Consider the following 22,832-nt stretch of genomic DNA (forward strand, 5'->3'; position numbering starts at 1 on the left):
GATGATCAAGGTCGAGTTCCGCGGCTTCGCCTGGCGCCACGCCGGACGCCGCGCCCAGGCCGTCTCGGACGTCGACCTGCGCGTCGAGCCCGGCGAGCGGGTGCTCCTGCTCGGCCCCTCGGGGTCGGGCAAGTCCACCCTGCTCGCCGCGCTCGCCGGGCTCCTCACCGCCGACTCGGGCGAACAGGACGGCGACGTCCTCCTCGACGGCCGCCCCGCCCTCGAACTCCAGCCTCGCGTCGGCATCCTCTTCCAAGACCCCGAAACCCAACTCGTCATGGCCCGCAGCGGCGACGACGTCGCCTTCGGCCTCGAGAACCAGGCGGTGCCGCCCGACCGCATCTGGCCCCGCGTCCACCGCGCCCTCGACGCCGTCGGCTTCCCCTACGAGCCCTCCCGCGACACCCACGCCCTCTCCGGAGGCGAACAGCAGCGCCTCGCCCTCGCCGGCGTCCTCGCCCGCAGGCCCGGCCTCATCCTCCTCGACGAACCCACCGCGAACCTCGACCCTGAAGGGGCCGAAGCGATCCGCGAAGCCCTCCGCTCCGCGCTCGCCGACACCGAAGCCACCATGATCGTCATCGAGCACCGCGTGGCCGACCTCCTCGACCTCGTCGACCGCGTCATCGCCCTCGGCCCCGGCGGCACCCTCATAGCCGACGGCCCCGCCGAGAAGGTCCTCGCCGAACACGGCGACCACCTCGCCGCCCAAGGCGTCTGGGTGCCCGGCGCGCCCGTGCCGCGCCGACCCGCCCCCGCCCCGGGCGACACCGCCCTGCGCGGCGAAGGCCTCACCCTCGTCCACCCCCGCGCCGACCGGCCCGCCCTCGACGGCGTCTCCTTCGACCTCCGCGCCGGCGAACTCCTCGCCGTCACCGGCCCCAACGGCTCCGGCAAGTCCACACTCGCCCTCCTCGCCGGCGGCCTCGCCGCCCCCACCCGCGGCCGCGCCACCGTCCCCGGCGAGCCCCGCCCCCTCCACCGCCTCCCCGCCCGCCGCCTCGCCACCCGGGTCGGCTCGGTGTTCCAAGACCCCGAGCACCAGTTCGTGACCGCCACCGTCCGCGACGAACTCGCCTTCGGCCCCCGCCAGGCCGGCTGGCCGAAGGACCGCGTCGACGCCCGCGTGAGCGAACTCCTCGAACGACTCCGCCTCGCGCCCCTCGCGGCCGCGAACCCCCACACCCTCTCCGGCGGCGAAGCCCGCCGCCTCTCGGTCGCGGGCGCCCTTGCCGCCGCACCCGGCGTCCTCCTCCTCGACGAACCCACCTTCGGCCAGGACCGCCGCACCTGGGGCGAACTCGTCGACCTCACCGCCGACATCCGCGACGAAGGCACCGCCCTCCTCGCCGTCACCCACGACCGCGACTTCGCCGCCGCCCTCGCGACCCGCGAACTCGTCCTCGACGCCGGCCGTGCCCGCGAAGGAGAGCACCGATGACCGCCCGCCGCGAACGCGCGCCACGGACGGCGGTCGCCCGAGGCCGGAGGCCCCGCGGCGCGTCGCCTACCCGGAGGCGGGCGTGCTGACCCTCGCGCCCGTGTGCGGACCCGAGGCTGCCATCGCACGCGCCAACCCCGTCGCCAAGCTCGCGGCGGTCGCGGTCCTCTCCACCACCGCGCTCGTCGCCGCCGACTGGCTCACGCCGCTGCTCCTGCTCGCCGCCATCGCCGTCGCACTGCCGTTCACCGGCATCCGCCCCGGCCCGCTCGCGCGCCGCCTCCGCTGGCTGTGGCTCGCCGCCGGGACCGTCGTGCTCGTCAACGCGGTCTTCGCCGCCGACCACACCGGCACCCTCCTGTTCGACGCCGGACCGCTCCGCATCAGCACCGGCTCCCTCCTCGCGGGCACCGCGATCGGCCTGCGCGTCTGCGTGGCCGCCACCGCCGGCGTCCTGGTCTTCGCCACCACCGACCCGACCGACCTCGCCGACGCCCTCAACCAGCAGCTCAAGACCCCGCCACGCTTCACCCTCGGCGCGCTGGCCGCGCTCCGGCTCCTGCCGCTCCTCAGCGCCGAATGGCGCCACATCACCACCGCCCGCCGCGCCCGCGGCCTCGAAGGCGGCTGGAACCCGCTGCGGCGCCTGCGCCTGTTCGCCTCCACCATGTTCACCCTCCTCGTCGGCGCCATCCGCCGCGCCGGCCGCCTCGCCGCCGCCATGGACGCCCGCGGCTTCGACTCCGGCATCCCCCGCACCCACGCCCGCGATCAGCGCATGACCCCGCCCGACTGGGCTCTCCTGGCGGCCGCGTTCCTCGTGAGCGCCGCAGCCGTCGCTTGCAGCACAGCCCTGGGCGTCTTCACCGTCGTCGTCTGAAGCGGATACGACCATCCCGCGCGCGACGTGCAGCTGAGAAGTCGCCGCGGCCTCGTCGCGCTCTGGGGCCTAGAACCCGCGCGTGTAGCGCCGCGGCGCTCTCTTCCCCGAAGCCGTCACCGCCCACGACCTCGATCCCACGCGCGTAGCGCCGCTCCTTCACCGCCCCGACACCGCGCCGATTCCGCGCGCGAAGCGCGGCGGAAGGCCGCCGCCGCTCCCGCACCGCCCCAGGCGCCGCGTCGATTCCGCGCGCGTAGCTGCGCGGGCGTGGTTTCCCTCCTTCGGGTGACATGCGGCGCGCGGGTCCGGTTTCTTGTCGGACCCGCGCGGCATTGTGGGTGCTACGGTCCCCAGGGTGGGTGGGGGATAGGGATGGTCTCTAACCGTGACCCACCCTTACAGGGCGGGACTGCGCCTTGCGGGCGGCGGAGCGTTCCGGTCCGAGGCTGTTCGGCGATGGCTCGACGGGGCCGGGCCCTTCGACCTACGGTGAACCCATGCGACTGACCAAATTCGGGCACTCCTGCGTCCGCCTCGAAACCGACCAGGGCGTCATCGTCATAGACCCCGGGGTCTACTCCGACCCCGCCGCGCTCGGCGGCGTCGACGCCGTGTTCGTCACCCACCTGCACCCCGACCACTGCGACGCGGCCGAGCTCCGCGCGCTCCTCGCCGGGCGGCCCGAGACGCGGATCTACGGGCCCGCGTCGCTCGCCGAGACGCTCGGGGAACTGCCGTTCACCGTCGTCAGTGACGGCGACGCCGTGCCCGCCGCCGGGACCGAGGTCAAGGTCATCGGGAAGGACCACGCCGTCGTCCACCCCAACATCCCGAGGGTGACCAACAGCGGCTACCTGATCGACGGCGTCTTCCATCCCGGGGACGCGCTCACCGTCCCCGACCAGCCCGTGAGCGTCCTGCTCGCGCCCGTCGCCGCGCCGTGGTCGAAGCTCGCCGAAGTGGTCGACTTCGTGCGGGCCGTCGAGGCCCCCACCGTGTTCCCCATCCACGACGCCATCCTCGCCGAACCCGGCCGCGCGCTCGTGGACCGCGTGCTCGGCATGCTCGTGGGCGACACCTACCGGCGCATCGAGGACCGGGACACCGTCACCCTCTGAACCCCCGAAACGAAGGCGCCCCGGGCCGAGAGGCCCGGGGCGCCTCGTTCGAAACGGTCGCTCAGGCGCGGCCCGCCGGCTCCTCCTCCTCGACCGCGGGCCTCGCGAACTGGGCCTCGTACAGCCGCGCGTAGGCGCCGCCCGACTTCAAGAGGACCTCGTGCTCGCCCTGCTCGATCACCTGGCCGTGCTCCATCACCACGATCACGTCGGCGTCCCTGATGGTCGAGAGCCGGTGCGCGATCACGAAACTCGTGCGGCCCTGGCGCAGCGCGACCATGCCCTGCTGCACGAGCATCTCGGTACGGGTGTCCACCGAGCTCGTGGCCTCGTCCAGGATCAGGATCGACGGATCGATGAGGAACGCCCGGGCGATCGTCACCAACTGGCGCTCGCCCGCGCTCAGGCTCCCCTCCTCGGCCCCCACGACCGTGTCGTAGCCGTCCGGCAGGGTCCGGATGAAGTGGTCGGCGTGCGCGGCGTCGGCCGCCGCCACGACCTCCTCGCGGGTCGCGTCGGGCCTGCCGTAGGCGATGTTCTCGGCGATGGTGCCGTCGAACAGCCACGTGTCCTGGAGGACCATGCCGATCCGGCGCCGCAGGCGCTCGCGCTCCACCTCGGACACGTCGACGCCGTCCACGGTGATCCGGCCCGCGTCCAGGTCGTAGAAGCGCATCAACAGGTTCACCAGCGTGGTCTTGCCCGCGCCGGTCGGCCCCACGATCGCCACGGTCTGGCCCGGCTCGGCCGTCAGCCACAGGTGCTCGATGAGCGGCTCGTCCTCCAGGTAGCGGAACGACACGTCCTCGAAGGCGACCCGCCCGCGCACCGACTCCAGCGCCGCCGCGTCGGCCACCGCGGGCTCGGGGGACTGCTCCTCGGCGTCGAGGAACTCGAAGACCCGCTCGCCCGAGGCGACCGCCGACTGGACCTGCCCGAACAGGGCCGCCAGCATGTTCAGCGGGTTGGAGAACTGCCCGGTGTACTGGATGAACGCCTGGATCTGCCCGAAGGACAGCACCCCGGCCGCCACCTGGAGCCCGCCGACCACCGCGACGAGCACGTAGGTCACCAGCCCCAGGAACGCCATCGTCGGCCCCAGCAGCGCCGAGACCCACTGGGCCCGGACCGAGTTCTCGTACAGGTCGCCGTTGTACCGCTCGAACACCGCCGCGCCCTCGGCGCGGCGGCCGAACAGCGTCACCAACTGGTGCCCGGTGATCATCTCCTCGACGTGCCCGTTCAGCTTCCCCGTCGTCGCCCACTGCCGCGCGAACCGCGGCTGGCTCCGCTTGCCGATGACCCGCGCCGCCAGCACCGTCAGCGGCAGCGTCAGCACCACCACCAGCGTCAGCAGCGGCGAGATCGTGAGCATCATGATCGGCACGCCGATGAGGAACAGCACGCCCTGCACGACGCGCTGCGTCACCTGACCCACGGTCTGCGTCAGGTTGTCGATGTCGTTGGTCACCCGCGAGAGCACCTCGCCGCGCGGGCGCGAGTCGAAATAGGACAGCGGGAGCGAGGCGAGCTTCCGGTCCGCCTCCTCGCGGAGGTCGAACGCCATCGTCTGCGCCAGCTTCGCGATGGTGCGGCCGTTGGAGACCGTGATCGCGAAGGTGACCAGCGTGATCGCCACCGCGAGCCCCAGGATCAGGGCCAGTCCGCCGAAGTCCACACCGCCGCCCGCGGTGCCGTCGATGACGAGGTCGGTGGCCCGCCCCAGGACTGTCGGGACGGCGAGCATCCCCAGGACCATGAGGACGCCGAAGCCGAGCACCGAGGCGAGACGGAGCCGGTCGCGGCGCAGGAGCGCGACGATGCGGCGCACGGTGCCGCGGAAGTCGTCGGCCTTCTTCAGGACAGGGCCGCCGCCCATGCCCGGTCCGCGCATGGTCACAGTGCCTCCTGAAGGGTGAGCTGGGAATTGACGATCTCGGCGTACACGGGATTGGACTCCAGCAGCTCCTCGTGGGTGCCCGTGCCGACCACGCGGCCCGCCTCCAGGACGACGATCCGGTCGGCGTCGCGGATGGTCGAGACCCGCTGGGCCACGATCACCTGCGCCGCGTCGGCGATGTCGACCGCGAGCGCGGCCCGCAGGGCCGCGTCGGTGGCGGTGTCCAGGGCCGAGAAGGAGTCGTCGAACAGGTAGACGCGCGGGTTCGCCACGAGCGTGCGCGCGATGGCGAGGCGCTGGCGCTGGCCGCCGGAGACGGTGCTGCCGCCCTGGCCGATGACGGTGTCGAGGCCGTCGGGCATGGCGCGCACGAAGTCTGCGGCCTGCGCCGTGGTCAGGGCGCGCCACAGCGCGTCGTCGTCGGCGTCGGGGTTGCCGTAGCGCAGGTTCGAGGCGATGGTGCCGGAGAACAGGTAGGCGCGCTGGGGGACCAGGCCGATGGTGCGGGCGATGAGGGCCCGGTCCATGTCGCGGACGTCGACGCCGTCGACGCGGATGGTCCCGGCGTCGACGTCGAACAGGCGCGGGACGAGGTTGAGCAGGGTGGTCTTGCCGGCGCCGGTGGAGCCGATGACGGCGGTGGTCTGGCCGGGCCTGGCGACGAGGTCGACGCCGCGCAGGACGGCCTCCTCGGCGCCGGCGTACCGGAAGGTGACGCCTTCGAGGTCGAGGTTCCCCGGTCCGGGCAGGTCCCTCACGGCGTCGGCCGGGTCGGCGATGGTGGGCTCGGTGTCGAGGACTTCGCGGATGCGCCCGGCGGCGACCTTCGCGCGCGGGGCCATCATGAACACGCCCATGGACATCATGACGGAGCCGAGGATGAGGACGGCGTAGGTGAGGAAGGCGATGAGGTCGCCGATCTGCATGGTGCCGTCGGCGATCCGGCCGGCGCCGATCCAGACGACGGCGATCGAGGTGAGGTTGCCGAAGACCATCGCGGTGGCGCCGAAGAACGCCTGGACGCGGCCGACGCGCAGCGAGGCGTCGGTGAGTTCGGCGTTGGCCTCGGCGAAGCGGTGCTGCTCGTGGTCGTCGCGGACGAAGGCGCGGATGACGCGGATGCCGGTGATGTGCTCGCGCATGACCTTGTTGATGCCGTCGATGCACCGCTGCATGACGCGGCTGGCGGGGACCATCGAGACGACGATGAAGTAGATGGCGACGGATATGACGGGGATCGAGGCCAGGAGCACGCCGGTCATCGGCACGTCGAGGGTGAGAGCCATGGCGAGGCCGCCGATCGCGATGATCGGCGCGGTCAGGAACAGCATGAGCGCCATGGTGAGCATGGTGACGATCTGCGTGACGTCGTTGGTGGAGCGGGTGATGAGCGAGGGCGCGCCGAAGCGCTCCATCTCGGCGGCGGAGAACCGCTGCACCTGCGAGAAGAGGTCGGCGCGGAGGTCGCGGCCGAGGCCCATGGCGGCGCGGGCGCCGAAGTAGACGCCGAGGGCCGCGGCGGTGAGCTGGACGACGGTGACGGCGAGCATGAAGCCGCCGTGGCGCAGGACGTACGAGGTGTCGCCGGACGCGACGCCGTTGTTGATGAGGTCGGCGTTGAGCGTGGGCACGTACAGCGATGCGAGGGTCTGGACGATCTGGAAGGCGATCGCGAGGAGGAGCGGCCTGCGGTGGGGTCGGAGGTACTCGACGATGAGCCGGAGGATGGACGCCTCCGGTGCCGCCTCCTCCGCGGCGTCGTCGCCCTTGCGGGCCGGGGGAGCGGGTGGGTTTCCTGTCATGTCGGCGAGCATAGCAGTAGAATTTTACCGGGTACAAGTTTTTTCCCGACTCATATTTTGATCTGGTACACTGAAAGTGTGGAGCAACGAACGGGCCTGCGCGAGCGGAAGAAGAACGCGACCTGGGAACTGCTGAAGGCGACCGCCTTGGAGCTGTTCACCGAGCGCGGCTACGACAACGTGTCGGTCGCGGAGGTGGCGGCGGCGGCCGAGGTCTCGAAGGCCACCGTCTTCAACTACTTCCCGACCAAGGAAGACCTGGTCATCGGGGGTATGAAGCACCACACCGGCGACGCGGCCCGGGTCGTGCGCGAGCGCCGCCGCGGGCAGACGCCGCACGCGGCACTGCGCGAGCACTACCTCGGCCTGCTGGAGCGACGCGCGCCCCAGACCGGTCTGAGCGACAGGCCCCTGTTCCTCCAGGTCCAGCGACTCCTCATGGCCACCCCGACCCTCATGGTCAGCGCCATGACCTACCGGCGCCAGTCCGCCCTCGAACTCGCCGCCGTCCTCGTGGAGGAGGGCAACTCGGCGCTGACGGCGAACCTCGTCTCCTCCCAGTTGCTGCACACCGAGCACATCCTCATCGGCGTCAACGTGCAGCGCATCCTCGAAGGCGAACCCATCGAGCAGGTCCACCGCGTCGCCGTCGCCGCCGCCGAGTACGCGTTCGGCCTGCTGGAGAACGGCATCGGCGACCTCATGCGCCGCGAAGGCGATCCGCCCCCCGGCGACTCGGCCTTCGGGCCCGACGGGTGCCGCGTCGACTACGCCCCGGGCGAGACCGAAGCGCGCGAAGCGGCCGAGCGGGTGCTCGCCGAACCGGCTAACGAGATCCTCGAAGTGCTGTCCGAGCGGCCGCGCTGAACGGAACTGCCGCACCGTCCGCTTCCGGCCGCACCGTGGTACCCGGTGCGCGCGGTACGGCCGTTACGACTGTGGCGCAGCGTGACTAAGATGCGACCATGTCCTCACTCGACCACCTCGTCCTCGCCACGCCCGATCTGGCCGGCACCGTCGCCGAGGTCGCCCGCCTCACAGGGACCGCGCCGGTCCCCGGCGGCGTCCACCTCGGACTCGGCACCCGGAACCAACTGCTGGGCATCGGCGACGGCGCGTACCTCGAAATCGTCGGACCCGACCCGGAGCAGGCGGCCCCGCAGGGGCCGCGGCCGTTCGGGATCGACGGCCTCGACGAGGCCCGCCTGACGACCTGGGCGATCAGGGTCGAGGACGTCGACGCCGCGGTCGCCGCCGCCCGCGAGGCGGGCCACGACCCGGGCGAGCCCTGGGACATGTCCCGCCAGACCCCCGACGGCGAGCGCCTCTCCTGGCGGCTCACCCTCGACCGCAACCGCGGCCACTCCGGCCTCGTCCCGTTCCTCATCGACTGGGGCCGCACCCCGCACCCGTCCGCGGGCCTGCCGGTCGTGCCCCTCGTGGGCCTCGAAGCGGTCCATCCCGAACCGGGTCTGGTCGAAGGGCCCCTCGACGCCCTCGGCGCCAAACTGCCGTTGAAGGCCGGCAACCGTCCTTCACTCGCCGCCACGCTCTTCGGGGAGCACGGCCTGGTCGTTCTGCACTGAGTCACAACGCACCGAGTCGTGCTGCGTTTGCGGGCGCTCAGCCGTCCGTACCGCCGGGCGGTTCCATGTCCGACGGCGGCTCGCCCGAAGGCATCTCCCCGCCGCCGCCGGGACCGCCGCCCTCGCCGTCACCTGACGGCGCCGCACCGCCGCCGCCGGCCTCCGTGCCGGTGTCGACGCCGACCGCCAGAGCGACCGTGTAGCCGCCCGCCACGTCGCCGGTCACCGTCGCGAGCTGAGACTCCCCGCCGTCGTCGCTGAAGACGTTGTCGGCGTCCAGCGACACCTGCGCGAGGTTCTCCGTCGACTGCTCGTAGCCGCTCTCGGCGTAGACCGTGTCGCACACGTCTTCGGGGAGCGCCACCTGCGAGGTCGCGATCGCGTTGGCGCTGTCGGTGATCGAGGCCTCGTCGGGGTAGACCTCGAAGTGGATGTGCGGCCAGCGCCCGGAGTAGCAGGCCGGGAAGACGCTAGTGAACGTCACGACCCCGTCGGCGTCGGCGATCTGCACGCCGCGCAGGTAGTTCTCGTCCTCAAGGCCCTCGGCGTACATGGAGTAGGCGCCGTCGCGGTCGCAGTGCCACACGTAGACGGCGACGCCCTCGAATCGGGCGTTGCCGTTCGCCAGGTCGTGCACGGTCAGCTCGAGCGTCATCGGGACGCCCTCGGCCGTGGCCGAGCCGGTGCCGAAGCTGGAGCGGATGTCGGAGCGCACGACGCCGCTCTCCTCCAGGACGTTCACGCCGTTGGAGCCGTCGCCGGGGTAGGGCCCGGCGGTCTCCTCGGGGATCTCGGCGAGGTCGCCGGAGGCGGCGGTCGTCTCGGCCTCCGTGCCCTCGCCGTTCCCGCAGGCCGCGAGGCCCGCGACGGCCGCCCCGGCGCCGGCGAAGAGCACGCCGCGCCGGCTCAGCAGCGTCCCGATGTCGAATTGCAGGCCCTGGTCGACCAGTTCCTCGTCCGGCTTCGCGTACGGGCGGCCCTCGTAGGTCCGCGCCTTCCGGTGCTTCGTCCTCACCGTGTTCCCCTCTCGGCTGTTCGTCCACCCGATTATTCGGGCGAAAGCCCCGGCCGGTCTGGGAGCACACTCAGAGGAACATCGGAAACTCCAGCCTCAGGCGCGCGAGGCCTTCAGGGAGTACATGAGCGGCGCCTTCGGCGTGCCCTCCGGCTGCCGGTGGGCCCCGCCGTCGCGTTGGAGGGTGCCGAACTGCTGGAACAGGGTCCAGTCGAACTCGTGCAGGAACTCGATGCGCAGGCCGTTCGCGGCCAGCGCCGAGACCACGGCGCCGAGCGGGTGGTTCCACTCGTAGCTGAGGTTGTGCTCGGTCGCGGCGCCGAAGTCGACGTAGGTGCCCGGCGCGTCGGTGACGAAGGGCTCGCGGCCGAGGTAGTCGCGTTCGAAGCGGGTGCCGGTGTCCCAGTCCAGGACGTTGCCCAGCGGATGGAACTCGGCGAGGTACAGGAAGCCCCCGGGCGCGACGAGCGAGGCCGCGACCTCGGCCCAGCGTTCGATGTCGGGCAGCCAGCACAGCGCGCCGATGCCGGTGTAGACGATGTCGAAGGTCTCCCCGCCGAGCGCCTCGCGGGCGTCGTAGACGTCGGCGGCGACGAACGCGGCCCGCTCGGGGCCGAAGCCGAGCTTCCCGGCGAGGTCCCGGGCGACCTCGACCGCGGGCGCCGAGAAGTCGAGCCCGACGACGCGGGCGGCCCCGCGCCGCGCCCACGACAGCGTGTCCTGGCCCATGTGGCACTGGAGGTGCACGAGGCGCTTGCCGGTCACGTCGCCGACCTCGTCGGCCTGGAACCCCGCGGCGGTGTCCTTCCCGGCGAGGAAGGCCTCGTGGTCGTAGTAGGCGCTGGCGGCGTGGATGGGGACGCGTTCGTCCCACATCGCCCGGTTGGAGTCGCGCCAGTCGGGTCCGGTTGCGGTGCTCATGCGGCCCACTCTCGCAGCGGGCCGCATGAGCGGCAAGCGATTTACGCTGGTTTGCTGCGGGCCCCGGGGAAGTCGGAGACGAAGGTCCAGCCGAGGTGCTCGTAGAGGGCGCGGCCCTCGTCGGAGGCGACGAGGAGGCCGAACTTCATGCCTTGGGCGAGGGCGGCGGCGCCGAGCGCGCGCATGGCGGTGGAGCCGAGGCCGCGGCGCTGGTGGGCGGGGGCGGTGACGACCTTGTCGAAGACGCCGAAGTCGCCGTCGCGGCCGAGCCTGGCGGAGGCGGCGAGGTCGCCGTTGGCGTGGAAGGCGCGGGCCACGGTGAGCGGCCCCTCGGTCTCGACGGCGAGGCGGTAGCCGCCGGGGACGGCGTAGCGGGCGGGCGCGAACGCGGTGGTCATGAGGTGGCCGCCCTCGTCCATCGTCCAGCCCGGGGGGACCAGGGAGGCGAGGAGTGCGGAGGGCCCGGCGATCATGACCTGGTTGCCGGGCCGGTCGAGGCGCGCGGCGGCCTCGGCGAGCGATGCGGGCGTGTAGGTGTGGAAGACCTCGCGGACCTCCTCGCTCGGCGGGCCGACCGCGACTCGGAAGCCGCCCTCGACCGGCTCGGGCGGCGCGGTGGTCCGCGAGTGGGCCCGGCCCCGGCCCCAGGCCATGACGAGGTCGGGGACGGCGTGTCCGGTCGGTGCGGTCAACGGGTGCTCCTTCGAAGCGGCGGGACACGTGAGCGTCTATTGCAACCATCTTGCATTAAGGTGCCGACATTCCCGCGCCCCGGTGTCGGACCCGGCGGGTACGCTCGCGTCGGCGAGGAGGGACACCGATGAGCGATGCCGTGACGTCGGCCGAGGACGGCCTGGCGCGATGCCCCTGGGGCGCCGAGCCCGAGGTCTACCGCGAGTACCACGACACCGAGTGGGGCCGGCCCCTGCGCGGCGACGACGACGCCCTGTTCGAGCGCATCAGCCTGGAGGCCTTCCAGTCCGGCCTGTCGTGGCTGGTGATCCTGCGCAAGCGCGAGGCCTTCCGCAAGGCCTTCGCCGACTTCTCGATCCCCGCCGTCGCCGCCTACACCGACGCCGACGCCGAACGGCTCCTGACCGACGCCGGGATCGTGCGCAACCGCGCCAAGATCGCCGCCACCATCGCGAACGCCAAGGCCGCCAGGGAACTCGACGGCGGCCTCGGCGACCTCGTCTGGTCCTTCGCGCCCGAACCGCGCCCGCGCCCGGCCGCGATCGCCGACGTGGCGGCGGTGACCGAGGAGTCCAAGGCGCTGGCGAAGGCCCTGAAGAAGCGCGGCTTCAAGTTCGTGGGCCCGACCACCGCGTATGCGATGATGCAGGCCATCGGCATGGTGGACGACCACCTCGCCGACTGCCACGTCCCCGGGCGGCCCTGACTCAGGCTGCGGAGGGCCTGTCCGGCGCCGCTTCGCGCCGCCCGAAGTAGGCCACGAACAGCCCGGTGGCCGCGGCCAGCGCCACCACGACCGCCGAGGCGGGGACGGCGGCGCCGAAGAGCGCGAGCGCCAGCGCCGCCACCGACGCGGCGGCGCCCCACCAGCGCCGGTTCGACAGGGCGCACAGCAGCAGGCACAGCGCCAGCGCGGCGCACAGCAGCCAGCGGTCGAGGTCGGGGAGCGGGTCGGCGGCGTGCTCGGCCGCCTTGCCGAGGCCGAACGCGATGAGGGTGACCGAGACGACCACCGCGAGGTGGGCGGCGAGGAGGAAGCGCGGCGCGGCGGTGTTCTCCTCGTCGAAGCCGAACCGGAAGTTGAGCCACCACAGTCCGATGAGGAGGCCGAAACCGGTGAGGCCCACGGCGACCTGGTGCCGGCCCCAGGCGACCTCGGCCATGGCGGTGACGAGCTGGAGCATCGCCTCGCCGAGGACGATGATCACGAACAGTCCGAGGCGTTCGCCCAGGTGCGAGGCCTGCGGCTCCCAGGCTTCGAGTCTCGGGACGGGCCGCCCGCCGCGCCCGCCGCGGCGTTCGAACCGCTCCTGGTAGGCCTCGACCAGCTCCGGTCCGGAGCGTTCGACCATGGCCGCGGCGAGCGTCATCGCCACGCCGAGCGCCCACAGGGCGAGCTTGAACCGCGGGTCCTCGACCCAGAAGGCCGCGATCCACGGCACCAGCCCGGCGTTGCGCTGCACCGCCGACCAGCCCAGGACGATCCGGCCGGTCCGGTTGAGGCTCTGGGAGGCCACGCCGCTGGTGTAGAGGTAGGCGCCGGCGAAGACGGCGGCGTGCGCGCCGGTGGCCTCGGGGACGGAGGCGGCCATCGCGGCGAGGCCGAGCATCCCCAGCAGCATCGTGCGCGTGCGGGTGCGCTCGGAGGCGACGTTGGCGTAGACGGTGAACGAGGTCCATATGAGCCAGACCGCCGTGTACAGCGTGAAGAACGCCGCGAGGTGGAGGCCGCTCGGGTGCACCAGGAGGTGCGTCAGCTGGGCGACGGCGGCGACGACCACGAGGTCGAAGAACAGTTCGAGCCAGGTCGCGTGGCGGTCGGAGGTCATCTGCTCGGTCACGAACGGAGAACCTACCCCTCCCGCATCGCGGACCGCGGGAAGGCCTTGCGGGGGCGTCTAGGGGGTGTTTACAAGCCCCTAAGCGTCGGGGGCGGTGGAGCCGCGCACGACGACTCGGCATTGGACGGTGCGGGTGCCCTTGGCGTGGTCGGCGTCGAGGGCCTCGAAGAGGGTGCGGGCGGCGGCGCGGCCGAGTTCTTCGAGGTTCATGTCGACGCTGGTCAGGCGCGGCCGGGCGCCGGTGGTCATGACCTCCCAGTTGTCGAAGCCCATGACGGCGACGTCCTCGGGGACGCGGCGGCCGCGTTCGCGCAGCGTGTCGAGGACGCCGCGGGCGACCTGGTCGGAGCCGCACAGGACGGCGTCCACATCGGGGCGCCGGTCCAGGAGCATTCCTGCGGCGGCGCGTCCCCAGCCCTCTTCCCAAGTGCCGTAGGCGACCTCGCCGACGAGCGGGATGCCGGCCTCCTCCAGGGCGGCGAGGGCGCCGGTGACGCGGTCGCGGGCGGCGCTGTAGTGCCGGTCGCCGCTGATGTGGGCGATCCTGGTGCGCCCGCAGGCGATGAGGTGCTCCACGGCCATGCGGCCCGCGCCCACGTTGTCGGGCACGATCGAGAGGTCGTCGGGGGCTTCGGAGGGCGCGTACGCGTAGATGACCGGCACGTCGACCGAGTCGGCCAGGGGCGGGCGGGGGTCGGTGGAGGAGCCGACGACGATGAGGCCGTCCACGCGGCGCGACAGGAGGGCCCGGACGTGGTGGCGTTCGCGGATGGCGTCGCCGCGGGCGTCGCACAGGAACACCGAGACCTGGCCGGCGCCGAAGGCGTCCTCGGCGCCCATGAGGATCGGGAGGCTGAAGCGGCCCACCAGGTCCGAGGTGAGGAGGCCGACGGTGCCGGTGCGCCCGGCGAGGAGGCCGCGCGCGAGGGAGTTGGGGGAGAAGGAGAGCTGCGCGGCGGCCTGGAGCACGCGTTCGCGGGTCTGGGCGTGCACGTGGTTGCGGCCGTTGAGGGCCTTGGAGGCGGTGGCGACGGAGACGCCCGCCAGTCGGGCCACATCGGACAGTGTGGCGGCGCGGGTGCCGCGCGGGGCCGGGTTGCGGGCCACCTCGTCCTCCTTCGTCGTCCTTGCGTCCGTGATTGCGGACCGTGCCGCCCGTCGGTTTCGCCGCGGCGTTTCCGATGGGACCGTTCGACTGTAGCCGACCAGCCGAAACGCCGCAGCACCGGCTTTCGTGCGACGGAAGTCCAGCTCAAGCGTGCACTCTAGGATTCATGCTTGTCAATGCATTGACACCTCGCGGATGAGAGCCTTAACATCGTGGGCGACGAACGAACCGAAAAGGTTTTCGGTCGCTTTCGGAACTCCGGCCCCACCCGACAGTCCCGAGCCACCCCATCGGAGGCACCGCAATGAAGCACCGCCCCCCGGCCACCCGACTCCTCGCCACGGCCGCCGTCGCGGCCCTGACCGCGGGTCTGCTCGTCACCGGCGCGCCCGGCACCGCCGCCGCGCAGCAGACCATCGGCTACCCCGAGTTCACCGGCGGCGACGCCGTCCCCGACGAACCCGCGCCCTACACCACGCACGGCATGATGCCCGCGATGTTCGACGCCGAGTCCGACGGTACCGACTACTGGATGGACCGCCTCCTCGCCCGCGAAGGGGCCGACCCCGCCGGCGACCAGTGGCTCATGACCCGCGGCAGGGCGCTGCTCATGCGCGTCCACGACCCCGAGGTCATCGGCTTCGGCGGCCAGCTCGCCTACTACGACCCCTACTTCGACCGCGCCTCCAACACCGACGGCTTCACGATCGCGATCGGCGAGGGCGGCTTCGAAGAGGACGTCGACCGGCGCCGCCAGACCCCCAGCCACTGGACCAGCGTCCACGGCAACGGCACCCTCACCGCCGAGGTCGAGAAGTTCATCACCGACAACAACGTCGCCGTCGCCAACGTCACCGTGACCAACGACGGCGCCGACGCCTCGGTGCCCCTGCGCGTCGAGTCCGACTTCGCGCAGACCGCCGACGGCGCCGAGCTCACCGGCGTCCTCGACGTCCAGAACTCCCGCGGCGAGCGCCTCACCACCGTCTTCCCCCGCCTCTCCGGCACCGGCCTCGCCCCTGAGGACGGGGCCCTCACCGGCACCCTCGAACTCGCCCAAGGCGAATCGGCCACCTTCAAAGTCCAGCTCGGCATGATCACCGACGAGATCCCCGCCTCCGCGAGCGACTACGAGGCCTACCGCGACGCCGCCCCCGCCGACGCCTTCGCCGCCCACGTGCGCACCTACAACCAGTGGTGGGCCGACAACCTGCCCTACTTCGACGTCCCCGACGAGGCGCACAAGAAGTTCATCTACTACCGCTGGTGGCTGATGCGCTACAACTACCTCGACGCCGACATCCCGGGCAACGACTTCCAGTTCCCGACCTCCATCGAGGGCGTCACCGGCTACAACAACGCCATCGCGCTCACCGTCCCGATGTTCATCGACGACCTCAAGTACCTGCGCGACCCCGCGTACTCCTACGGCCCCTGGGTCTCCACCGGCGAGTCCTCCGAGGGCGGGCGCTTCATGGACAACCCCGGCGACCCCGAGAACTGGTCGAACTCCTACACCCAGTACATCGCCGAGGCCGCCTGGCGCTCCTACCAGATCCACGGTGGACCCACCGCGATCGCCGAGAACCTCGCCCGCTACGCCGAAGGCGACGTCGAGGGCCAGCTGGAGACCTTCGACTCCAACGGCAACCACCTCATCGAGTACGACTGGGGCGCGATGACCGGCAACGACGCCGACGCCGTCTCCTTCCACTGGAGGGACGGCGCCCTCGACCGCGCCGAATCCGCCTACCAGTACTCCGGCGCCCTCGCCGCCGCCGAGGCCTACGAGCTCGCCGGGAACGGCGCCAAGGCCGACGAGATGCGCGACCTCGCCGCGAACATCCAGGGCGCGATCACCGACGTCCTGTGGAACCCCGAGACCGAGCTGTTCGAGCACGTCCACGTCGAATCCGGCGACCACGTCCCGTGGAAGGAGATCAACAACTACTACCCGTTCGCCGTCGGCGCCGTCCCCGACGAGGCGCCCTACACCGACGCGCTCCGCCTCCTCGCCGACCCCGACGAGTACCCCGTCTTCCCCTTCTACACCGCCAACCAGGCCGACAAGGCCGAGGCCGCCGACGCCGGGAACCCCGGCTCCAACAACTTCTCCCAGATCAACTCCACCGTCCAGTTCCGGCTCTTCTCCTCGGTCCTGCGCGACTACGACCAGGACGCCGTCACCGCCGAGGACTACAAGAAGCTCCTGTACTGGAACGCCTGGTCCACCTTCATCGGCGGCGACACCGCCTGGCCCGACTCCAACGAGTTCTGGGCCGACTGGGACGGCGAGGAGATCGACTACCGCTCCTGGATCCACCACACCACCCTCGGCTCCAGCATCTGGACCTACGTGGAGGACGTGGCCGGGCTGCGCCCCCGCACCGACGACAAGATCGAGCTCTCCCCGATCGACATCGGCTGGGACCACTTCACCGTCACCGACCTGCGCTACCGCGACGCCGACCTCACCATCGTGTGGGACGAGCCCGGCGACGGCACCGTCCACTACCCCGGCGTCCCCGAGGGCTACTCCGTGTACCTCGACGGGCAGCGCGCCTTCACCGTCGACAGCCTCACCGCCACCGTCTGGGACCCCGACACCGGCAAGGTCCGCACCGACGACGGCCGCACCCTCTACAAGCGCAAGATGAAGGACCTCGCCGCCCCCGAGGACGTCGCCCTCGACGGCCGCGTCGCCGACGTCTTCGCCAAGGCCGGCGCCGACCTCTACGGCGACGCCGAGAACCTCGCCGAAGGCCGCGACACCAGCGCCTCCTTCACCGCCGAGGGCTCCGGCACCGCCGGGGCCGTGGACGGCACGACCATCAACGCCCCCTACTGGTCCAGCGAGGGCACGACCAGCGGCGCCGACTGGTACGAAGTGGACCTCGGCTCCCAGCGCGAGGTCGACGAGGTCCGCCTCTACTTCTACCGCGACCGCACCGCGGGCGGCCTCGCCGAACCCTCGGTCTACCAGGTCCAGTACCACGACGGCACCGACTGGGTCACCGTCGAGGACCAGGTCAAGACCCCCGCCGTGCCGCGCGCCAACTACAACCTGGTGCAGTTCCCCGAGGTGTCCACCGACCGGGTCCGCATCCTGCTCGACCACCAGGACGGCCACGCGACCGGCCTCAAGGAGGTCCAGGTCTTCCACACCGGCGAGGGCGCCGACCCGCCCGCCAACACCGCCCCGTACGCGCTCGCCCGGCAGGACCTCGCCTTCCGCCAGCCGATGCAGGCGCTGCTCACCGGCACCGTGAAGGACGACGGGCTGCCGCTGTCCGGAAGCCTCAGCGCCGCATGGGAAGTCGTGGACGGGCCCGGCACGGTCGTCTTCGCCGACGCCGGCGCCTCCAGCACCGTCGCCACCTTCACCGAGGCGGGCGCGTACACGCTGCGCCTGACCCCGGGCGACGGCGACGCCACGAGCACCTCCACAGTGGAAGTCGTCGTGGAGGCGCCCGACGACCGGACCAACGCCGCGCTCTTCGCCGAACCCACCGCCTCGTACACCTCCCCGTGGGAGAACACCACCGCGATCAACGACGGCATCGAACCGCCGCGCTCCAACGACGGGAACAACCCCCGCTGGGGCACCTGGCCCGAGACCGGCGAGCAGTGGGTGCGCCTGGACTGGGACACGCCCGTCCGCCTCGACGCCTCCGAGCTGTACTTCCTCGACGACGGCGGCGGCGTGCGCGTCCCGGCGAGCTGGAGGATCCAGTACCTCGACGGCGACCAGTGGACCGACGTGGACGCTGCGGGCGCCTACGGCACCGAACCCGACCGGTACAACGAGGTCGCCTTCGACCCCGTCACCACCACCGCCGTCCGCGCGGTCCTCCAGAGCGGCGCCGGCAGCGTCGGCGTCCTCGAATGGAAGGTCTTCGCCGAAGCGCCCGAACAGGTCCGCGCCGTCCACCAGCCGACGCTCGTCGGCGAGGTCCCCGCCCTGCCCTCCACCGTCGCCTGCGTCTACGCCGACGGCACCCGCCTCGACCTGCCCGTGGTCTGGGGGCCGGTCACCGCCGAGGACGTGGCCGAGCCCGCCACCGCCGTGGAGGTCGCGGGCCTCGTCACCGGCCTCGCCCTCCCCGCCCAGGCGACCGTCCACGTCAGACTCACGAACGCGGTCGAGATCACCGCGATCGAGACGGAGGAGGTCGCCACGGCGGCCGGGGCCGCGCCGCAACTGCCGGCCACCGTCACCGCCGTCTACAACGACGGGTCCAAGGACAACGTCGGCGCCGCCGTCTCCTGGGACCCCATCGACCCCGCCGACTACGCCGCGCCCGGGACCTTCACCGTCCAGGGCACCCTCGCGGGCACGGTGCTGCGCGCCGAAGCCCTCGTCCACGTCACCGCAAGCTGAACTCCCACCGGCACCAGGAGCAAGCCATGCAACGCAACGCAACCGCACCGATGAGACGAACCGCCGCCGCGCTCGCCGCGGCCCTGACCGGAGCCCTGCTCCTCGTCGCCTCCCCCGCGCAGGCGCAGCAGGCGAACGTCGCCCGCTCGGCGACGCCCAGCGCCTCCTACACCTCCTCGTGGGAGACCGTGAACGCGGTCAACGACGGGATCGAGCCGCCCCGGTCCAACGACGCGGCGAACCCGCGCTGGGGCACCTGGCCCGAGACCGGCTCCCAATGGGTGCAGCTCACCTGGAGCAGCCCCGTCACCGTGTCCTCTTCGGACCTGTACTTCTTCGACGACTCCGCGGACAACGGCCCCGGCGGCGTCCGCGTCCCCGCGAGCTGGCGCATCGAGTACCTCGCCGGTTCCGTCTGGACCCCCGTGAGCGGCGCGAGCGCATACGGCGTCAACGCGAACCAGTACAACCACACCGCTTTCGACGCCGTCACGACCACGGCGGTGCGGGCGGTCCTCGCCAGCGGCGCCGCCAGCGTCGGCGTCCTCGAATGGAAGGTGTGGGGCGAGGGCTCGGCCTCCCAGGCGGGCAACCCGATCGTCACCGACATCTACACCGCCGACCCGGCCACGCTCGTCGTCGGCGACACCTTCTACATCTTCAGCGGCCGTGACGAGGCCGCCGCGGGCCAGGACGCGTTCGTCATGGACGAGTGGCACGCCTTCTCCTCCACCGCGCCCGAGAGCGACCCTGCCGCCTGGACCGACCACGGCGCGCGGCTCTCCCTCGACGTCTTCGACTGGGCAGGGGCGAACGCCTGGGCCTCCGAAGTGGTCGAAGGACCCGACGGGCGCTACTACTGGTTCGTTTCCGTCGACGGCGCGACCGACAACGGCTGGATGAACATCGGCGTCGCCGTCGCCGACGACCCGCTGGGCCCCTATGAGGACGCCATCGGCGGCCCGCTCGTCTCCGACTCGACCCCGAACTCCTCGGCGCTCAACATCGACCCGACCGTGTTCATCGACGACGACGGCCAGATCTACCTCTACTGGGGCTCGTACTGGCAGCCGCGCATGGCGAAGCTCAACCAGGACATGACCTCCCTCGCGGGCGCGGTCACGACCCCCTCGGGCCTTACCGACTTCTGGGAGGCCCCCTGGCTGTTCGAGCGCGACGGCGTCTACTACATGGCCTACGCCTCCAACGGCGGCTCGGGCTGCGTCACCAGCTCCGCCTACGCCTGCATCAGGTACGCCACCGCGTCGAGCCCGGCCGGGCCGTGGACCCACCGCGGCGTCGTCCTCGGCCAGGTCACCTCCACCACCAACCACCCGGCGATCGAGGAGTTCGACGGCCGGTGGTGGATGGTCTACCACACCGCCGACGCGCCCGGCGGCGGGAACTTCCGCCGGTCGGTCGCCATCGACCCGGTCCACTTCAACGCGGACGGCACCATGCAGCAGGTCGTCCAGACCACCGGAGCCGCCTGATGCGCCTCAACCGTCGCAACGCACTCCGCTTGGGCGCCTTGGCGTCCGCGGCCCCCGCCGGGTTCCTTCTCCAGGGCCCGGCGGGGGCCGCCCCGGCGGCGCCCGCCGCCTGGGACGTCCGCCCCTTCGGCCTCGACCGGGTCGCCCTCGGCGAGGGGATCTTCGCCGAGAAGCGCGACCGGATGCTCCGCTACGCGAGCGGCTACGGGGCCGACCGCGGCGAGCTCGCCGGACCCGACCGGATGCTCTACAACTTCCGCGCCAACGCCGGGCTCCCCAATCCCGACGGCACCGCCCCGCCCGGCAGCTGGGACGACGCCAACGGCTACCTGCGCGGCCACTACTCCGGGCACTTCCTCTCCATGCTCGCCCAGGCGCACGCGGGCACCGGCGAGGACCTGTACCGCCGCAAGGCCGACCACCTCGTGGCCGGACTCGGCGAATGCCGCGCGGCCCTGGCGGACGCCGCCGCCCGGCCCACGCCGCGCGTCCCCGGGCGCACCGGCACCGCACTGCGCCTGACGGGTTCCCCGCTCGGCCACGCCGAACACGTGTCCCTCCCCAGTGGACTCCTCGACGGCCTGACCGAACTCACCGTCGCCGCCTGGATCAACCTCGCACCGGTCGACCGCACCCGCCTGCCCGACCCGAACCAGGACCCCGCGCCGCTCGCCAACGGCGCCAAGGTCTTCTCCTTCGGCGCCGACGCCGACCGCCAGATGCACCTGACGGTGCGCGCCGACAACGCGAACCCGTACCCGCGTTTCGCCGCCACCGCCTCCGGCGCGGCGGGGGAGCAGCGCGTGACCGCGACCGCGCCGCTGCCGACCGGCACCTGGACCCACGTGGCCGTCGCCCTCGGCGGCGGCACCGCGACCCTGTACGTCGACGGGGCGCCCGTCGCCTCCGGCCCGGTCGCCCTCACTCCGGCGGACCTCGGCGCCACCACCGCGAACTGGATCGGCCGCGGCCAGTACCCGCAGGGGAGCGTCCAGTACCTCGGCGCCGACCTCGACGAGTTCCACGTCCACTCCACCGCCCTGGACGCCGACCAGGTCGCCGCCCTGGCGGCCGGCACGGGGCCGACCGGCGACGTCGCCGCCTACCGCTTCGACGAGGACCCGGGGCCGGTGTGCGCCGACGCCTCCGGGAACGGGCGCGACGCGCACGTCCTCGCCCCCACCGACGGCCGCCGCCACCCCGGGTTCCTCGCCGCCTACCCCGAGACGCAGTTCCTGCGCCTGGAGGAGTTCGCGACCTACGGCGGCAACGCCGGGATCTGGGCGCCGTACTACACGACGCACAAGATCATGGCCGGGCTCCTCGACGCCCACCGCCTCACCGGCAACACCGACGCGCGCGACCTCGCCACCGGCATCGGCGAGTGGATCCACTCGCGACTGTCCGTCCTCGACCGCGACCGCCTCGACCGCATGTGGTCGATCTACATCGCGGGCGAGTACGGCGGCGTCAACGAGTCCCTCGCGAACCTCGCCGCCCTCCACCCCGACCGGCCCGAGTTCCTCGACACCGCGCGGCTGTTCGACAACACCGCGCTCCTGGCCGCGACCGTCGCGGGGGAGGACCGGCTCGACGGCAGGCACGCCAACCAGCACATCCCGCAGTTCACCGGCTACCTGCGGATGCACGAGCAGGGCGCGGGAGAGGACTACCTGACCGCGGCGGCGAACTTCTGGGACATGGCGATCCCGCACCGCGCCTACGCGCACGGCGGCACCGGCGTCGGCGAGATATTCCGCGCCCGCGGCGCGATCGCCGCCTCCCTGTGGCAGTACCCGAACGACCCCAACCACGCCGAGACCTGCTGCGTCTACAACCTGATCAAGCTCGCTCGGAACCTCTTCCTCCACACTCGCGACCCGAAGTACATGGAGTACTGCGAGCGGGCCCTGTTCAACCAGATCCTTGCCTCCCGCAAGGACGCCGACAGCACCGAGGACCCCGAGGTCACCTACTTCGCGCCCGTGCGGCCCGGGCGCGGGCGCGACTACGGCAACACCGGCACCTGCTGCGGCGGCACCGGCATGGAGAACCACACCAAGCACCAGGAGTCGGTCTACTTCGCCGACGACGACGGCCTGTACGTCAACCTCTACATCGACTCGGCCCTCGACTGGTCCGAGCGGCGCACCGAGATCCGCCTGACCACCGCCCTCCCCTTCGAAGGGGCGAGCCGCCTCGCCGTGAGCGGGCGCGGCGGCCGGTTCGACCTGCGCCTGCGCGTGCCCTCCTGGGCGAGCGAGTACACCGTCGCCGTCAACGGCCGCAGGCAGCGCATCGAGGCCGAACCGGGCACCTACGCCACCGTCTCCCGCCGCTGGCGCGACGGCGACACCGTCGACATCGCGATGCCACTGCGCCTGCACACCGAAGCGGCACTGGACGACCCCGAGATCCAGTCCGTCTACTTCGGCCCGACGGTCCTGGCGATCAAGCACGAACCCGTCGGCGACGACCTCGCCACCGGCCTGGTCGACCTCGCCGTGGGCGAGGACCTCGAAGCGGCGTTCGAGCCGACCGGCGAGCCCCTGTGCTTCACCGCGGACGGGTACGCGTTCGCACCCCTGCACCTCGGCGACGAGGACCCGTACCACCTCTACTGGCGGCGGCGATAGCCGTCCGCCCCAAC

The 22,832-nt window shown here is 72.2% G+C and carries 16 protein-coding genes; 9 read left to right on the plus strand and 7 right to left on the minus strand.

The features are described 5' to 3' along the window. The first annotated feature begins 1 nt into the window (after window position 1). The 3 genes from E9998_RS26905 to E9998_RS23465 all read left to right on the plus strand — a co-directional run bounded on the left by E9998_RS26905 (window position 2) and on the right by E9998_RS23465 (window position 3,442). The gene (locus tag E9998_RS26905) at window positions 2-1,441 is read left to right on the plus strand and encodes an ABC transporter ATP-binding protein (RefSeq protein WP_136532178.1); all 1,440 of its coding nucleotides are present in this window, start codon (window positions 2-4) and stop codon (window positions 1,439-1,441) included. A gap of 82 nt (window positions 1,442-1,523) precedes the next feature. Then, window positions 1,524-2,321, plus strand: a complete 798-nt coding sequence (locus tag E9998_RS23460; protein WP_136532179.1) for an energy-coupling factor transporter transmembrane component T family protein — start codon at window positions 1,524-1,526, stop codon at window positions 2,319-2,321. A 500-nt stretch (window positions 2,322-2,821) separates the two neighbouring features. Next, a complete protein-coding gene (locus E9998_RS23465) occupies window positions 2,822-3,442 on the plus strand; it encodes an MBL fold metallo-hydrolase (RefSeq protein WP_136532180.1) in 621 nt (206 codons plus the stop codon). A gap of 61 nt (window positions 3,443-3,503) precedes the next feature. On the opposite strand, the gene E9998_RS23470 is transcribed toward E9998_RS23465, so the two are convergent. Further along, window positions 3,504-5,336, minus strand: coding sequence for an ABC transporter ATP-binding protein (locus tag E9998_RS23470; RefSeq protein WP_240037733.1), 1,833 nt, complete (start codon window positions 5,334-5,336; stop codon window positions 3,504-3,506). Window positions 5,337-5,338: 2 nt separating this feature from the next. Next, window positions 5,339-7,144 (minus strand): ABC transporter ATP-binding protein, encoded by a 1,806-nt coding sequence (locus tag E9998_RS23475; protein WP_136532181.1) that lies wholly within the window; start codon window positions 7,142-7,144, stop codon window positions 5,339-5,341. Between the two features lie 78 nt (window positions 7,145-7,222). Here E9998_RS23475 and E9998_RS23480 point away from each other — a divergent pair, with 78 nt between their 5' ends. Together E9998_RS23480 and E9998_RS23485 are read left to right on the plus strand one after the other, a co-directional pair. Then, window positions 7,223-8,011: a TetR/AcrR family transcriptional regulator gene (locus E9998_RS23480; RefSeq protein WP_136532182.1), complete on the plus strand. Its 789-nt coding sequence runs from the start codon at window positions 7,223-7,225 to the stop codon at window positions 8,009-8,011. 98 nt (window positions 8,012-8,109) lie between these two features. After that, window positions 8,110-8,730, plus strand: a complete 621-nt coding sequence (locus E9998_RS23485) for a VOC family protein (protein WP_136532183.1) — start codon at window positions 8,110-8,112, stop codon at window positions 8,728-8,730. Between the two features lie 37 nt (window positions 8,731-8,767). Here the strand turns inward: E9998_RS23485 and E9998_RS23490 are convergent, their stop codons facing one another. The 3 genes from E9998_RS23490 to E9998_RS23500 form a co-directional block, all read right to left on the minus strand. Continuing rightward, on the minus strand, window positions 8,768-9,745 hold the full coding sequence (locus E9998_RS23490) for an intradiol ring-cleavage dioxygenase (protein ID WP_136532184.1): 978 nt from the start codon (window positions 9,743-9,745) through the stop codon (window positions 8,768-8,770). A gap of 96 nt (window positions 9,746-9,841) precedes the next feature. Further along, on the minus strand, window positions 9,842-10,666 hold the full coding sequence (locus E9998_RS23495; RefSeq protein ID WP_136532185.1) for a class I SAM-dependent methyltransferase: 825 nt from the start codon (window positions 10,664-10,666) through the stop codon (window positions 9,842-9,844). Between the two features lie 41 nt (window positions 10,667-10,707). Next, a complete protein-coding gene (locus E9998_RS23500; RefSeq protein ID WP_204745619.1) occupies window positions 10,708-11,358 on the minus strand; it encodes a GNAT family N-acetyltransferase in 651 nt (216 codons plus the stop codon). Window positions 11,359-11,486: 128 nt separating this feature from the next. Here E9998_RS23500 and E9998_RS23505 point away from each other — a divergent pair, with 128 nt between their 5' ends. Further along, the gene (locus E9998_RS23505) at window positions 11,487-12,065 is read left to right on the plus strand and encodes a DNA-3-methyladenine glycosylase I (protein ID WP_136532186.1); all 579 of its coding nucleotides are present in this window, start codon (window positions 11,487-11,489) and stop codon (window positions 12,063-12,065) included. Between the two features lies 1 nt (window position 12,066). On the opposite strand, the gene E9998_RS23510 is transcribed toward E9998_RS23505, so the two are convergent. After that, complete coding sequence (locus tag E9998_RS23510) at window positions 12,067-13,200, minus strand: low temperature requirement protein A (protein ID WP_136532187.1); 1,134 nt, start codon at window positions 13,198-13,200, stop codon at window positions 12,067-12,069. Window positions 13,201-13,278: 78 nt separating this feature from the next. Continuing rightward, window positions 13,279-14,307, minus strand: coding sequence for a LacI family DNA-binding transcriptional regulator (locus tag E9998_RS23515; protein WP_136532188.1), 1,029 nt, complete (start codon window positions 14,305-14,307; stop codon window positions 13,279-13,281). A gap of 305 nt (window positions 14,308-14,612) precedes the next feature. Here E9998_RS23515 and E9998_RS23520 point away from each other — a divergent pair, with 305 nt between their 5' ends. Genes E9998_RS23520 through E9998_RS25995 form a run of 3 tightly spaced genes read left to right on the plus strand, consistent with a single transcriptional unit; the run spans window position 14,613 to window position 22,818 of the window. Then, the gene (locus E9998_RS23520) at window positions 14,613-18,689 is read left to right on the plus strand and encodes an Ig-like domain-containing protein (protein ID WP_136532189.1); all 4,077 of its coding nucleotides are present in this window, start codon (window positions 14,613-14,615) and stop codon (window positions 18,687-18,689) included. 26 nt (window positions 18,690-18,715) lie between these two features. Then, window positions 18,716-20,182 carry a family 43 glycosylhydrolase gene (locus E9998_RS23525; protein WP_204745620.1) on the plus strand — a complete coding sequence of 489 codons (1,467 nt, stop codon included), beginning with the start codon at window positions 18,716-18,718 and terminating at the stop codon, window positions 20,180-20,182. Continuing rightward, window positions 20,182-22,818, plus strand: a complete 2,637-nt coding sequence (locus E9998_RS25995) for a beta-L-arabinofuranosidase domain-containing protein (protein WP_204745621.1) — start codon at window positions 20,182-20,184, stop codon at window positions 22,816-22,818. Before E9998_RS23525 ends, E9998_RS25995 begins: the two co-directional genes overlap by 1 nt. Window positions 22,819-22,832: the final 14 nt, after the last annotated feature.

Source organism: Glycomyces paridis, from assembly GCF_004912155.1.
Classification (GTDB): domain Bacteria; phylum Actinomycetota; class Actinomycetes; order Mycobacteriales; family Micromonosporaceae; genus Glycomyces; species Glycomyces paridis.